This is a genomic window from Deltaproteobacteria bacterium, from assembly GCA_029210625.1.
GTDB lineage: Bacteria > Myxococcota > Myxococcia > SLRQ01 > SLRQ01 > JARGFU01.
In genome coordinates, this window is record JARGFU010000016.1 from 40458 (window position 1) to 54144 (window position 13687).

A 13687-nucleotide genomic window follows, 5' to 3' on the forward strand; every position below is an offset into this window, starting at 1 on the left:
CGTCGGGGCGGGGTCAGATCTCCGCGCCCGGCGGCGGATCGTCGGGATCGGCGTAGCGATCCTCGGTCCAGGGGTCGCCCACCCTCGCGTAGCCGCCCCGCTCCCAGAAGCCGGGCTTCTCCTCGGCGCAGACCTCGATCCGCTCGATCCACTTGGTGCCCTTCCAGGCGTAGAGGCGGGGGGTGACCATCCGCAGGGGGCCGCCGTGCTCGCGCGGCAGGGGCTCGCCGCCCACCCGGTGGGCGAGCAGCACGTCGGGGGCGAGGCCGTCGGCCAGCAAGAGGCTGGTGGTGTAGCCGTCGGCGGCGTGGCAGAGCAGGTGCGCGGCCTCCTCGTGGGGCTCCGCCCGGGCCAGCAGATCGACCAGGCGAACCCCCGTGAAGCGCAGGTCCATCTGCGACCAGCCGGTGACGCAGTGGAAGTCGCTCTCCTCCTCCACCTGCGGGAGCTGCAGCAGCTCCTCCCAGGAGAGCTCGAGGGGGTGCGCCACCGCGCCGTCCACCACCAGCCGCACCTGCTCCGGCTCGATCCGCGGGTGCTCGCCCAGGTCGAGCACCGGCCACTTGGTCGTCGGGCGCTGGCCCGGCGGCAGCTTGGGCTCGCCGTGGCGGTTCGGCTCCCCGCTGCCCCGGGCCGGCCGCTCCCGCCCCGGCCGCGCCAGGAAGCGCTCGCGGAGCCTCAGGCGCGCGGCGACGATGCGATCGGCCTTCTCCTCGCTCATGACGTTCTCCTTCGCAGGAAGAGGAGCACGAGCAGCAGCGCCAGCCCGCCGCGCCCCCCGCTCCCCGAGCAGCCCTCGCAGCCCTCCGGCGGCGCCGCGGGCCCGGGGGAGCTCGCCGCGGCCGGGCCGGGCTTCGGGGCGGGCCGCGCGCGCCGGGCGCCCGGGGGCGGCGGCAGGCGCAGGTCCGCGAGCTTCGCTCCGCCGGCCCGGGAGGGGTCCATCGCCGCGGCGGTGAAGGCCGCGCCCCGCCAGCCGCGGTCGGGCCGCTCGAGCTTTCCCTCCAGCCAGGCCAGCAGGGAGACGGGCACCTCGCCGACGCCGCCGGCCCGGCGCAGGCCGAAGGCGAAGTCCATCCCTCCGGGGTCGAAGCTCGCGCCCGCCCCCAGGAGGCGCAGGGCGAGCGGGTGGGGTGCGCTGGCGGCCTCCGCCAGCGGGATGCGGGGCCAGGCGCTCCCGAGGGCCACGGCGATCGGTCGAAGCCTCATCGCGACCGGGTCCCGGGGGAGCTTCACGACCAGGGCCATCGGCGCGCCCCGCAGCAGCCGCTGCGCGTCCACGCCCGGTCGCGGGGCGCCGCAGCTCTCCAGGGCGGCCTCGAGACGATCGGCGGGGATCAGGAGGATCTCGTCCGCCCGGGCCATCGGGGGTGGGAGCTCACTCCCCGGGGCCCCGCTCTCGAGCAGCCCCCCGAGGCCGGGCGCCTCACGCCGGCCGAGGTCCGCCCGGCTCGCCCTCGGCGCCTGCCGGGGCTCGACCCGGGGGGCCTCTCGATCGGCGGCCGCCTCCCGCGCCGCGGGATCCTCCGCCTGCGGCGCGCCGCTCCGGACGCCGAGCCACTCCGGCGCCTCGGGGCGGGTCTCGAGGAGGCGAGCGCCCTCGGGCAGGGGCAGCACCAGCGCCCCCCCGTCCTTCACGACCGGTGAGAGGATCAGGACCTCCTCGCCGGCCTCGTAGACGATCAGCGCGTCCATGCGCAGCAGCTCGCCCGGGGCGAGCACCGCGTAGGCGTGGGCCGACGCCGGCGCGAGGGCCAGGGTCAGGGCCAGGAGGCCAAGCCGGGAGGGCGCCGATCTCATCGCGGACATGGTAAACCACCGTCCACCACCATGATCACCCTCGACCAGAACGCCGTCCGGCTCCTCATCGAATTCATGGAGGAGCAGATCCCCTTCAACAAGCACCTCGGGCTGAAGTGCACCGCCCTCGAGGAGGGGAAGGCGAGGCTGGAGATCCCCTTCCAGGAGTTCCTCATCGGCGACCCCTTCCGGCCGGCGCTGCACGGCGGCGTGATCTCCACGCTGGCCGACACCTGCGGCGGCGCCGCGGTCTTCTCGCTCTTCGACAACGTGAACGATCGCACCTCCACGGTGGATCTCCGGGTGGACTACCTGCGGCCCGGCCTCCGGGAGACCCTCATCGCCGAGGCCGAGGTGATCCGCGCGGGCAACAAGGTGGCGGTCGTCGACGTCGTGGTCTTCCACCCCGACCGGAAGGGCGAGCCCGTCGCCACCGCCAAGGCGGTCTACAACCTGAAGAGAGCCAGCGAGGGATGAGCCAACCTCCCGGGGGCGCGCCGCGCGAGCGGAGCGGGGGGCCGGCCCACCTCGACGCCGAGGCCCGCGCGCGCCTCGGCGCCTTCTACACCCCGGCCGAGATCGCCCGGCGGATCGTCGAGGAGGCCCTCGACCTGCGGGAGGGGGCGCCCCCGCGGCGGGTCATCGATCCGGCCGCCGGGGACGGCGCCTTCCTCCTCGCCTACGCGCAGCTGGCCCGGGAGCGGCGGCTGGGCAGCGAGCGGGAGATCGCCACCGGGCTCTTCGGACTCGATCGCGATCCGGCCGCGCCGGCGCTGGCCGCCGAGGTCCTGGCCGGGCAGGGCTTCGTCCCGCTGCCGGGCCACCTCCACGAGGGCGACGCCCTGCTCGGCGACTGGCCGCCGGGCGGCAGCCGGGCCGGCCCCTTCGATCTGATCCTGGGCAACCCCCCCTTCCGGAACATCGTCCGCCTGCCCGCGGAGGAGCGTGACGCCCTCAAGGCCCGCTTCGAGACCTTCCACAACAAGTGCGATCTCTACGGGCTCTTCCTCGAGGCCTCCCTCGCCCGGCTCGCCCCCGGCGGGATCCTGGCGATGATCGTGGCCGACACCTTCCTCGGGACCTCCTCCTTCGGTCCCCTGCGGGAGCGGATCTTCGCCGCCGGTGACGTGACGCCCCGGGCGATGTGGGAGCTCGGGGCGGGGGTCTTCGACGCGGCGGTGCGCTGCCAGGTGCTCTTCGTCGAGGGGCGGCCCGCGCGGGAGGAGGATCGCCTCGCCCTGGCCCTGCTGGAGCGGGACGGCAAGCTGCGCCGCCGCGGCAGCCTCCCCCTCTCGCCGCTGCGCGCGCGCGCCCGCCTCTCGGCCGCGCTGCCCTCCGATCTCGCCGCCCTCGAGCGCGCCGAGACGATGCGGGCCCACGGCGTCCCCCTGGGTGAGCTGGCGAGCTTCTCCCTCGGGGTGAAGACGGGCAACGACGCCCGCTTCCTCGCTCCCTCCGCCGCCGAGCTCCCGCCGGGCGAGGGCGGGCGCCGCCGCCTGGTGCGCGCCCTGCGGGGACGGGACGTGCAGCGCTTCCGGATCGTCGGCGAGCAGGTCCTCGACTACCGGCCCGAGCTGCTGCGCACCCTCCACGGCGCCCGGCCCCGGCAACCGGAGGAGCTGCAGCGGCCGGTGAAGGTCCTCGTGCGGGAGACCTCGGGCAAGCGGCTCATCGCCGCCCTCGACGATCGCGGGCGGGTACCCCTGGACACCCTCCACGCCCTCTGGCCGGCGGAGGTGGGCCGGTGCTCCAACCACTTCCTCCTCGGCGTCCTCTCGGCCCGGCCGGTGGAGTGGTTCTACGCCCAGCACCACCCGGGCTCGCACGTGAAGCTCGGCGAGCTGCGCGAGCTGCCCGTGCCCTCCCCTGACGGCCCCTGGGCCGGGCCCATCGAGCAGCTGGCCCGGCGCCTCGGCGGAGAGCTGACGGCGGCCGCCCGCTCGAAGGCCCGGCGCGAGCTGGACGATCTCGTCGCCAGCGGGCTCGGCCTGCCCGGGGGTTGGCGCGAGTGAGGCGGCTGCCCCGGCGCTTCTTCGCCCGGGACACCCGCGAGGTCGCCCGGGCCCTGCTGGGCTGCACCCTGGTCCACCGCCAGCCGGCGGGCTCGCTGCGCGCCCGCATCGTCGAGACCGAGGCCTACCACGGCCCGGACGATCAGGCCTCGCACGCCCGGCGCGGCCCGACGAGGCGGGCGGCGATCATGTTCGGTCCCCCGGGGGTGGCCTACGTCTACCTGATCTACGGGATGCACCACTGCCTCAACGTGGTGACCGGCGAGGAGGGCTTCCCCTCCGCCGTGCTGATCCGCGGAGTCGAGCTCGCAGGGGACCGGATCGATGGACCCGGACGGCTCACGAAGGCGCTCGGCATCACGCGAGAGGCACACAACGGTGCGACGCTCATCGGGGCGTCCGCCGAGATCCTGATCGAGGGACCCGGTCGGATCGAGCCCGGTGAGAAGATCGTCACGGGTCCACGGGTCGGGGTCGACTACGCGGGGGCGTGGGCGAGGAAGCCCTGGCGGTACCGGCTCCTGAAGCGCTAGCCGATGTCCAGGTGCGTCAGCACCCAGGGGAACTTCCCGCTCCCCGTCACCTTCTGCTCGGCGGAGAGCGTCACCTCGCCGAGCATCCCCTTGCTCTCACCCTCGGGGAAGAGGTGCCCGGCCACGTTCCAGCGGCCCGGCGCCAGCATCCCGGTGAGCTCGCCCTTCTCGATGGCGAAGCCGTCGTAGACGGTGGTGGAGAAGGCGGCCCGCGCCCGGTCGGCGCCGTGGATCCCCAGGCAGGCGTAGAGGAAGATCCCCCGCTCCACGCCGGCGATCAGCTCCTCGAGCGGCGTCGCCCCCGGCGCCATCACCAGGCCCGAGAGCTTGTCGCGGATCGGCGCCTCGGAGAGCTCCTCCACCAGCATCGGCGCGCGGTAGCCGTTCCCGGTCGAGGCGAAGCCCTCACCGGCCTCCAGCGCCGAGCGGCGGCTGTAGATCAGGGCGCCAACCTTCCCGGCCTCGACCAGGGGGGTCGCCCGGGTGGCGATGAGCTCGTCGTCGCAGGGGCGCCGGCTCGAGAGGCCCTCCTCGATCCCGCTGTCCAGGAGGGTGATCGCCGGATCCCAGACCGCCTGGCCGGCGCGAAGATCGGTCATCCCCGCGTTGCGCGAGCTGCCGAGGAACTTCTCCGCGGCCGCGTAGCGCAGCATGGTCTCCAGCTGCCGCGGGTGGAGGATCACCGGCAGGGGCTGGCCGCCGCCGGCCCCGAGCTCCGAGGGGGTCAGGCTCCGGGGGAGGATCTCGGAGAGGGTCGTGGCGCCCAGGGCGCCCACCCGCTCCACGGTCGCGGCGTCGGGGGCCCGCTCGAGGTGCTCGACCTTGTAGTGGCTGCTGTCGATCTGGGTGAAGGCGCCGCCGGAGCTGCGCTTGAAGGCCGCGCGGCCCCCGCGGGTGGCCAGGGCGAGCCAGGAGGTGCCGAAGGAGACCCCGCCCTCGAGGGAGGTGAGCGTCGCGCCCTCCCGCGCCGCGTCGGCGGCGAAGGTGCGGTCGCGGATCGTGGCGGCGAGGTCGCGCAGCCGCTCGGGCTCTCGCGCCCAGGGCTCCCAGTCCTCGTCGTGGCCCGAGCCGTCCGGGGCGAACTCGCCCACCCCGAAGCTCTCGAGGGGCGTCGCCTGCGCCGCCCCGAGGGCCGCCTCGATCGCCCGGACGTTCTCCTCGATATCGAGGCTGCTGGTGGCCGCCACGGCCAGGCCCTTCTCGGTGAGCGCGCGCAGGCCGACGCTGACCCGGCCGAGGGCGAGCTCGGGGGCGAGCTCGCGGTTCTTGATCTCGTAGCCGAAGCCGTCGCTCCGGCTGACCCGCACCTCGATGTCGCGGGTCTTGCCTTCGAGCCGGGAGACGATGGCCTCGGCCACCGCGGAGAGCTGCTCCAGGGTCTTCATCTTGTCTTCCCTCGCTCGCTACCAGCCGATGGTGATGGCGTCGGTGCGGCGGATCCGGGTGACGGGTCCGCCGTCGGTGACGGTCTTGGTCTGGCCCTTGCCGCAGAAGCCGGGGTCGTCGCACTTGAGGGGGCCGGCGAAGGCCTCGACCCCCTCGAGGGCCGTGACCGTCCGGACGGTGAGGTTCGCCGGCAGCAGCACCTCGTCGGTGAGCTTTCCGTCGCGGATCAGGCGGCAGTACTGGATGTTGGTGCTCATCCCGTCCTTGCTGACCGCGCCGCCCTTGCTGCCCTCGAGGTAGACCCCCAGGGTGATCCCCTCGAAGAGGGGCTCGAGGTCCTCGTGCCAGGGCGCGCCCTCGGCCGGGTAGAGGTAGGTGTTGGTCATGCGGGGGATGCGCGGATCGCCCAGCTCGGAGAAGCCGCGGCCGTTGGGCACCACCCCGAAGTGGTGGGCGGTCTCCCGGCTGTGGAGCATGTCCACGATGCGGCCGTCCTTCACCAGGCGGACCGGCTGCACCTCGACCCCCTCGTCGTCGATGTAGTGGGTGCCGAAGCCGCCGTCGAGCTCGAAGCTGCCGTCGGGGCGGCGCACCTGGCCGTCGTAGAGGTCGACCACCGGCGTGCCCAGGGGATCGCGGGCCGGCTTGCCGTCCTTCTCCACCAGCCCCGAGCCGCCCTCCTTGATGATGTCGGCCTCGAAGTTGTGGCCCTGCGCCTCGTGCACGAAGACCATCGCCGTGCTGTCGAGCACCAGGTGGGTCAGGGAGGAGAGCTCCTCGGTGGAGAGCTTGCGGCCGCCCTGCAGCTCCACGGCCTTGCGCAGGTAGCGGCCGAGGCGCTCGCGGTGCTCACCGCGCAGCCCCTCGCCCTCGGCGTCGAAGAGGAAGTCGAGGGGGAGGATCTCGCCGATCCGCGCCCGCTGCTCGGTGATCTTCCCGCTCTCGCGGTCCTTCACCTTCACGGACATCGAGAGGTAGGTGCTCGGCAGGATCTGGGTCTTGAGGACGCCCTCGCTGTCGGCGATGAACTTCTCCTCGATCTGGCTGTAGCACCACAGCTCGGTGCCGATCTCGAGCCGCTCCCGCAGGGCCTCGGGGGCCGCGAGGCGCTGCTCCTCGGCCAGCCGGTCGATCTCGCTGGCGAGCTTGCCGAGCATCTGCGCCAGGTCGACGTCCCGCAGGTCGAGGGGCACCGGCTTGCCGTAGCGCTCCCGGCCGGGGTTGGGGATCGGCGCCAGCCCGAAACCGGGGTTGGGCTCCTGCAGCTGGAGCGCGTGGACCGCGAAGGCCAGGTTCTCCTCGAGGTCGGCGAAGGGCAGGAGGCCCACCGAGAGCTCGAGCTTCCGCCCCTCCTCTCCGACCAGGCGCAGCTGCAGCGCCCCCTTGGAGGTGAAGGGCTTGACGATCTCCTCCCCGCTGATCAGCCGGTTGTACTCGGCCTTCGCGATCTCCTCGATGAGCAGGTCGGCGTAGACCACCTTGCCCTCGAGCCAGGCGAAGATCTCCCGGGCCAGCTGCCGGTGGCGCTCCTCGTGGGAGAGGGTGAGCTCCTGCGTTCCGTTCGTCGTCATGGGCCGGCAGTCTAGTCCCTACCCCCGGGATTTTCCGACCCGGTTGCGAGATTGCAGTCAGGTGGTCGGCGCCGGGCAAAAAAAAGGACCCCGAGGGACCCGGTGACGCGCGGGGGGGCGTCGCGCCTACCGGACCTTCTCGAGGTCCAAGAGTCGTACGAGGTATTCCCCGACGATTTCAGTGGACTATACCACCGGGATTCGTCCAGCAAAACTGGATTTTTTCAACCGGTGAAGATGCCCGGAATCACGGGGCAAAAGAAAGGGGCCCGGGCGCGAACCGGCCCCCCCGGACCACAACGGATCGCACCCGGACCCGCATAACACTGATTCGTGGGCCAGGATAGGTGAGCCCGGGGCAGGCGTCTGTGACCTGCCTCACGCCGCCGGAAAAAATCCCGCCGGCAGGCTCAGCCGGTCCGGGGCACGGCCTTCAGGACGGCCTTGCCGCCCTTGATCACCACCTTGAAGTCCACGGCCTTGGCGCCGTGCTTCGCCTTGATGGCGGGGATCTGCTTGTTGAGGCTCTTGCGCATGGCCTCCATGCTGATCCCGGAGGTGTCCTCCTTGCACCGCTTCTTGGCGGTGACGAAGGCGCTGTAGAGCGCCTCGAGCTTGGCGTCGGAGATGCTTCCGCCGCCCTCGGAGGTGGGCCGGGAGGGCCGCTTCCTCGCGCCGCCCCGCGCCTCGTCCCGCAGGGCCTCGGCCGCGGCGACGCCCTTCTGCTGGGTCTCGGCCAGCTCCTCGAGCTCCCGCTGCTGCTCGCGGCTGGCGCGCATCTTCGCCTTGAAGACGTCGCGGTGGTAGCGCCCCTCCTCGATCTCCACGATGGTGCGCAGCCACATCCGCTCGTAGGCGAGGAACTTGTTCCAGAGGGAGTTGAGCCGGAACTTCAGCGCGGTGTTGCGGACGTTCTCGCGCTTGAGGGCCTGGATCTGCTGCTTGATCAGATCGCGGTCCTCGCGGGGCTCCTTCCGGTCGATGCCCAGGAAGTAGAGCTCGTGTCGCCGCTGCAGCGCCGCGACGGCCGCGTCCAGCTCCTTGAGGAGCCCCTCGATACGCGCGTTGGCTTCCAGCTTTCTGTTCACGGTTCCGATATTCTATCGAATCAGGTCGCCGCTGCGCCAGTTGGACCTTGCCCCTCGCCCGCGCGGCCGCGCCGGCGCCGCAGGAACACCAGCAGCCCGACCCCGAGGGCCGCCACCCCGAAGGAGATGATCTGGGAGGTGGAGAGCATCACCGGATCCTCGGCCGGCCAGCGGAAGAGCAGCCCGCGCTCCCAGTCTCCCCGGAAGGTCTCGTTGAGGGTCCGGAAGAGGGGATAGAGGATGAAGTAGAAGATCAGCACCTGCCCGTTGAAGCGCTTGCGCCGCTGCAGCCAGATCAGGGCGAAGAAGATCAGCAGCACCCCGAGGCTCTCGAAGAGCTGGGTGGGGTAGAGGGCCTGGGTCGTCCACTCGCCGGCGTGCTGGACGTGCTCGTCGATCGGGGTCTGGAGGTAGGCCAGGGAGCGGTTGGGGAAGTAGGTGGCGAAGGGGCTCGCGGGATCGCAGGCCTTCCCCCAGCAGCAGCCGGCGGCGAAGCAGCCGAGGCGGCCGAAGAAGTGCCCGATGGGCGCGGCCAGCACGATCACGTCGATGTAGCGGAAGTAGGGGAGCTTGTTCCGCCAGAGGTAATAGGTCGCCGTGGCGAAGGCCCCCAGGAGGCCGCCGAAGAAGACCAGCCCTCCGCGCCAGACGATCAGGAGGTTGGGGACCCGAAGGCCCTCGGGGCCGCCCAGGCGCAGGTCGGCCGAGTAGAAGTTCTCGCCGAAGTACTGGTCGAGGTTCACCAGGATGAAGAGGAGGCGGGCGCCCACCAGGCCCGAGACGAGCAGCCAGAAGGCCAGGTCCAGGAGGCGGTCGGCGTCCAGGCCGCTGCGGCGCCCCTCGCGGGTGGCGACCGTGATGCCCGAGACGAAGGCGATCGCCATCATCACCCCGTAGGTGTGCAGGGGGAGGGTCACCTCACCGGCCCAGGTCCAGGGCCGCAGGACCGCGCCGACCAGCAGGAGGAGCCCCGCCAGCCAGATACCCCCCTCCTTGAGGGGCTTTCGCGGATCCTCCTCGAAGCCGTCCCGCACGTCCTGCCAGGCGCGGAAGGCGTAGAAGGCCGGGATCGCCAGGGCCAGCCCGAAGAGCAGCCAGGTCGCGACCGGAGGGGTCAGCCTCAACTCGAAGAGAACGGGCAGCACGGATCGTCTACCTAGCTTTCGAGGGGTTCCGGCCCGGAGCCACCCGGCTCGACGTCCGCCTCAGCCTCAGCCTCAGCCTCCGCCTCAGCGGCTCCTCCCGCGTCTCGCTCCACCACCGGCTGCGACAGGAACACCAGCGTCAAGACGCCGACCACGATCCCCACGTCCGCGATGTTGAACGCTGGCCAGTGATAGGGGCCCCAGTGCCAGTCGATGAAGTCGATGACGTAGCCGTGGGCGATCCGATCCGTCAGGTTGCCGATGGCGCCGCCGAAGACCATGGAGAGGGCCAGGAGGTGGAGGCGGGGGAAGCGCAGGGGCTGGAGGACCGAGCGCGAGGCCATCCAGAGGAGGCCGATGGCCGCGAGGATCGCCACGGCCACGAAGACGAAGCGGCGCAGCCCCAGGGGGGTGCCGTTGAGCAGGCCGAAGGCCCCGGCGGGGTTCTGCACGTAGACGTGGTTCCAGAGCCCCTCGATCACCACGTGGGGCACCCGGGCATAGGCGTAGAGCTCGTCGGTGCCGAAGTAGAGGCCGATCCGCTCGCCAAAGGACGCCGTGGAGGGCATCAGGCGGGTCAGCCGGGCGACGGCCAGGTACTTGGTCACCTGGTCGAAGAGGCCCCAGGCCAGGCCGCCGGCGAGCACGATGAGTGCTGCTCTGGTTCTCGATGAAGTCATGTCTGGAAGGCTTCCCGCCCGATGGATACCAGGAGCACCGCTGCGCCGCAGGAAATTCCCGCGTCGGCGATGTTGAAGGTGGCGATGTTCAGCCACCAGGGCATCCGGTAGAGCAGGTCGATGAAGTCGATGACGTAGAGGTGGGCCGCCCGGTCGATGAAGTTGCCGACGGCTCCCCCGAGGATGGCCCCCAGGGCGACCATCCGCCAGGGCGCCTCTCGGGGCAGCCGCCAGGCGAAGACCCCGACGAAGGCCGCCGCGAGGATCATCGAGAGGACGAAGAAGACCTTGCGGAAGCGGGCCGGGGCCGAGTCGAAGAGGGAGAAGGCCGCGCCCGTGTTCTCGGTGTAGCGGTGGCTCCAGACGCCCGGGATCACGATGGCGGCCGGGCGGGCGAGGTGCTCCAGCTGGCTCTCGCCGTAGAACTGGGCCACCCGCTCACCGAGGGCCTCGGTGCCGCTGCGCTCGAAGACCGCCGTGAGGTCGCGCACCGCGAGGTACTTCGTGGCCTGATCGGCGAGCAGCACCGCGACCGCCACGCCGAGGACCAGGAGTGCCTTGGGGGGTGCCCTTCGGCTCAAGCTTCCACCGCGCGGGTACAGCGGGGGCAGAGCTCCGGATGCGCGTCGTTGGAGCCCAGCTCGGTGGTGCGCACCCAGCAGCGGGCGCACTTCTCGCCGGCCACGACCTCGACCTTCGCCCGAAGTTCGTCCTCGCCCGCGCCCTCGGTGATCGAGACCTCGCTGACGATCAGCCAGGCGGGGAGGAAGTCCTCGTGGCGCTTCAGCAGGGCGAGATCGTCGCCGCTCGCGGCGAGGGTGACCTTCGCCTCGAGGGAGGCGCCGATGGTCTTCTCGCGCCGGGCCTCCTCGAGGACCCGCAGGACGACCGGCCGCAGCTCCATCAGCCGATCGAGATCGGCCGGGGAGGTGGCGCCGGTGGCCTCGGGCAGGGCGGCGAGGAAGACCGAGGGGGCGAGCCCGGCGTCCGGATGCTCGGCGCGCAGGGTCTGCCAGGCCTCCTCGGTGGTGAAGGAGAGGATCGGCGCCAGCAGGCGCAGCAGGCCCTCGGTGATCTTCCAGAGCACCGTCTGGGCGGCCCGACGCTCGGGCCAGTCGTCGCCGGAGCAGTAGAGGCGGTCCTTCCAGATGTCGAAGGCCATGGCCGAGAGGTCGACGGCGCAGAGCTCCATCGTCGCGTGGTAGACCGCGTGGAACTCGTAGCGCTCGTAGGCCGCCCGGACCTTCGCGACGTAGGCGTCGAAGCGGGCCCAGGCCCAGCGCTCCAGATCGCTCCACTCACCTTCCGGCAGGGCGTCCTTCGACGGATCGAAGCCGGCGAGGTTGCCCAGGGCGAAGCGCAGGGTGTTGCGGATCTTCCGGTAGCCCTCCGAGAGGCGATCGAGGATCTCGTCGGAGTAGCGGATGTCACCGCGGTAGTCCTCGGAGGCGACCCAGAGGCGCAGGATCTCGGCGCCCCGGGTCTTCAGCACCTGCTCGGGCGGGGTGTAGTTGCTCTTCTTCTTGGAGAGCTTCTTGCCCTCGCCGTCGACCACGAAGCCGTGGGTGAGCACCGAGCGGTAGGGGGCCTCGCCCCGGGTGCCGACGGCGGCCAGGAGGGTGGAGTGGAACCAGCCGCGGTGCTGATCCGAGCCCTCGAGGTAGAGATCGATCGGCAGGCCCAGGCTCTCGTCGCTCTCGCAGACGGCGGCGTAGGAGACGCCCGAGTCGAACCAGACGTCCAGGATGTCCTGCTCCTTCTTGAACTTCTCGCAGCCGCACTTGCCGCACTTCAGCCCGGGGACCAGCTCCTGGGGCTCGCGGGCGTACCAGGCGTCGGCGCCCTCCTTCTCGAAGGCGTCGGCGACCTGGTTCATCGCCGCCTCGGTGGCCACCGGCTCGTCGCAGTCCTCACAGTAGAAGACCGGGATCGGCACTCCCCAGGCCCGCTGCCGGGAGATGCACCAGTCCGGCCGGGTGGTGAGCATCCCGTGGATGCGATCCCGGCCCCAGTGGGGGATCCACTGGACCCGGTCCACCTCGCCCAGCGCCTTCTCCCGCAAGCGGTTCTCCTCCATGGAGATGAACCACTGGTGGGTGGCCCGGAAGATCACCGGCTGGTTGCAGCGCCAGCAGTGCGGGTAGCTGTGGGAGAGGGCCAGGTCCTTCGGGGAGAGGAGGTGTCCGCTCTTCTCCAGGCGCGCGACGATCTGCGGGTTGGCCGCGAAGACCTTCTCCTTGCGAAGGTCGGCCATGCCCTCCGGCACGTCGTCGATGTAGCGGCCGTAGTCGTCCACCGGGTTGTAGATCTCGAGCCCGGCGGCCAGGCCGAGCTGGTAGTCCTCGACGCCGTGCCCCGGCGCGGTGTGGACCAGGCCGGTGCCGGCCTCGAGGGTGACGTGATCCGCCGGCAGCACCGGCCGCTCGCGCTGGTCCTCGAAGAGGGGGTGGGCGTAGGTGAGCTTCGAGAGCGTCTCGGCGTCGAGGTGCGCCAGCACCTTCGCCGGATCCTTCAGGGCGGCCACCGGGTCCTCGAGCAGGCCCTCGGTCGCCTTCGAGACGTCCTGGAGCTTGAGCTCGTCGGGCGCCACCTCGGAGAGGAAGGCGTGGAGGAGGGGCTTGGCCACGATGCAGGCCCGCCCCTTCAGCTCGTAGGCCACGTACTCGAACTCGGGGTGGATCGCGATGGCGAGGTTCGCCGGCAGGGTCCAGGGGGTGGTGGTCCAGATCACCAGCGAGGACTTGCGCCCCTGGATCCCCTCGGGGAGGTGCTCGGTCCCCTTGGCGACGTCGAAGGCGACGTAGATCGAGGGCGAGGTGTGTTCTTCGTACTCGACCTCGGCCTCGGCCAGGGCGGTCACGCAGCGGATGCACCAGTAGACCGGCTTCTTGCCCTTGTAGAGGCCGCCGGCGCCGGCGAAGCGGGCCAGCTCCCGGACGATCCGGGCCTCGTAGCCGTGGTCCATCGTCAGGTAGGGGCGCTCCCAGGCGCCCAGCACGCCCAGGCGCTGGAACTCGGTGGACTGGATGCCCACCCACTTCTCGGCGTAGGCGCGGCACGCCTGGCGGAACTCGACGGCGTTCATCTCGCGCTTCTTGCCGCCGAGCTGCTTGTCCACCTGCAGCTCGATGGGCAGGCCGTGGCAGTCCCAGCCCGGGACGTAGGGGGCCCGGAAGCCCGCCATCGCCCGCGACTTCACCACGATGTCCTTCAGGACCTTGTTGAGGACGTGGCCCTGGTGGATGTGGTTGTTGGCGTAGGGAGGGCCGTCGTGGAGGAGGAAGGTGGGGTCCTCCCGGTGGACCTCCTGGAGCTGGGCGTAGATCCCCTGCTCCTCCCAGAAGGCGACCCGGTCGGGCTCGCGCTCGGGCAGGTTCGCCCGCATGGGGAAGTCGGTCTTGGGGAGATGGATCGTGGTCTTGTAGTCCTGCTCGGCCATGGGAGGGGTGGCATATCACGCCCGGACCGGACCGGA

Annotated in this window: 11 protein-coding genes and 1 pseudogene; 3 read left to right on the forward strand and 9 right to left on the reverse strand. The window is 71.6% G+C overall.

Annotated features, from left to right (window positions below):
* Nucleotides 1–13: 13 nt before the first annotated feature.
* A complete protein-coding gene (locus P1V51_15740) occupies nucleotides 14–721 on the reverse strand; it encodes a molybdopterin-dependent oxidoreductase (protein MDF1564497.1) in 708 nt (235 codons plus the stop codon).
* The gene (locus P1V51_15745) at nucleotides 718–1806 is read right to left on the reverse strand and encodes a hypothetical protein (GenBank protein MDF1564498.1); all 1089 of its coding nucleotides are present in this window, start codon (nucleotides 1804–1806) and stop codon (nucleotides 718–720) included. The genes P1V51_15740 and P1V51_15745 overlap by 4 nt, the downstream gene beginning before the upstream one ends.
* A 21-nt stretch (nucleotides 1807–1827) precedes the next feature.
* On the opposite strand from P1V51_15745, the gene P1V51_15750 reads away from it, so the two are divergent.
* The 3 genes and pseudogenes from P1V51_15750 (at nucleotide 1828) to P1V51_15760 (ending at nucleotide 4334) form a co-directional block, all read left to right on the forward strand.
* Nucleotides 1828–2274, forward strand: coding sequence for a thioesterase family protein (locus P1V51_15750; protein ID MDF1564499.1), 447 nt, complete (start codon nucleotides 1828–1830; stop codon nucleotides 2272–2274).
* Nucleotides 2271–3809, forward strand: coding sequence for an N-6 DNA methylase (locus tag P1V51_15755; GenBank protein MDF1564500.1), 1539 nt, complete (start codon nucleotides 2271–2273; stop codon nucleotides 3807–3809). The genes P1V51_15750 and P1V51_15755 overlap by 4 nt, the downstream gene beginning before the upstream one ends.
* A pseudogene (locus P1V51_15760) lies at nucleotides 3806–4334 on the forward strand (DNA-3-methyladenine glycosylase). The gene P1V51_15755 and the pseudogene P1V51_15760 overlap by 4 nt, the downstream one beginning before the upstream one ends.
* A gap of 4 nt (nucleotides 4335–4338) precedes the next feature.
* Here the strand turns inward: P1V51_15760 and P1V51_15765 are convergent.
* The 7 genes from P1V51_15765 to ileS all read right to left on the reverse strand — a co-directional run bounded on the left by P1V51_15765 (nucleotide 4339) and on the right by ileS (nucleotide 13651).
* Nucleotides 4339–5727 (reverse strand): metallopeptidase TldD-related protein, encoded by a 1389-nt coding sequence (locus tag P1V51_15765; protein MDF1564501.1) that lies wholly within the window; start codon nucleotides 5725–5727, stop codon nucleotides 4339–4341.
* Between the two features lie 18 nt (nucleotides 5728–5745).
* Nucleotides 5746–7299 carry a TldD/PmbA family protein gene (locus tag P1V51_15770; GenBank protein ID MDF1564502.1) on the reverse strand — a complete coding sequence of 518 codons (1554 nt, stop codon included), beginning with the start codon at nucleotides 7297–7299 and terminating at the stop codon, nucleotides 5746–5748.
* 410 nt (nucleotides 7300–7709) lie between these two features.
* Nucleotides 7710–8387, reverse strand: coding sequence for a hypothetical protein (locus tag P1V51_15775; protein ID MDF1564503.1), 678 nt, complete (start codon nucleotides 8385–8387; stop codon nucleotides 7710–7712).
* A 20-nt stretch (nucleotides 8388–8407) separates the two neighbouring features.
* Complete coding sequence (locus P1V51_15780; protein ID MDF1564504.1) at nucleotides 8408–9532, reverse strand: prolipoprotein diacylglyceryl transferase; 1125 nt, start codon at nucleotides 9530–9532, stop codon at nucleotides 8408–8410.
* An 11-nt stretch (nucleotides 9533–9543) separates the two neighbouring features.
* On the reverse strand, nucleotides 9544–10212 hold the full coding sequence (gene lspA / locus P1V51_15785) for a signal peptidase II (protein MDF1564505.1): 669 nt from the start codon (nucleotides 10210–10212) through the stop codon (nucleotides 9544–9546).
* Nucleotides 10209–10793 carry a signal peptidase II gene (gene lspA / locus P1V51_15790; GenBank protein ID MDF1564506.1) on the reverse strand — a complete coding sequence of 195 codons (585 nt, stop codon included), beginning with the start codon at nucleotides 10791–10793 and terminating at the stop codon, nucleotides 10209–10211. The genes lspA (P1V51_15785) and lspA (P1V51_15790) overlap by 4 nt, the downstream gene beginning before the upstream one ends.
* Entirely contained in the window at nucleotides 10790–13651 is a 2862-nt protein-coding gene (ileS, locus tag P1V51_15795; protein MDF1564507.1) for an isoleucine--tRNA ligase, read from the reverse strand. The genes lspA (P1V51_15790) and ileS overlap by 4 nt, the downstream gene beginning before the upstream one ends.
* Nucleotides 13652–13687: the final 36 nt, after the last annotated feature.

Excerpts from the sequence above, each read along its gene's own strand:
- P1V51_15740 (MDF1564497.1), bottom strand. The coding sequence starts at position 721 with ATGAGCGAGGAGAAGGCCGATCGCATCGTCGCCGCGCGCCTGAGGCTC.
- P1V51_15745 (MDF1564498.1), bottom strand. The coding sequence starts at position 1,806 with ATGTCCGCGATGAGATCGGCGCCCTCCCGGCTTGGCCTCCTGGCCCTG.
- P1V51_15750 (MDF1564499.1), top strand. The coding sequence starts at position 1,828 with ATGATCACCCTCGACCAGAACGCCGTCCGGCTCCTCATCGAATTCATG.
- P1V51_15755 (MDF1564500.1), top strand. The coding sequence starts at position 2,271 with ATGAGCCAACCTCCCGGGGGCGCGCCGCGCGAGCGGAGCGGGGGGCCG.
- P1V51_15765 (MDF1564501.1), bottom strand. The coding sequence starts at position 5,727 with ATGAAGACCCTGGAGCAGCTCTCCGCGGTGGCCGAGGCCATCGTCTCC.
- P1V51_15770 (MDF1564502.1), bottom strand. The coding sequence starts at position 7,299 with ATGACGACGAACGGAACGCAGGAGCTCACCCTCTCCCACGAGGAGCGC.
- lspA (MDF1564505.1), bottom strand. The coding sequence starts at position 10,212 with ATGACTTCATCGAGAACCAGAGCAGCACTCATCGTGCTCGCCGGCGGC.
- ileS (MDF1564507.1), bottom strand. The coding sequence starts at position 13,651 with ATGGCCGAGCAGGACTACAAGACCACGATCCATCTCCCCAAGACCGAC.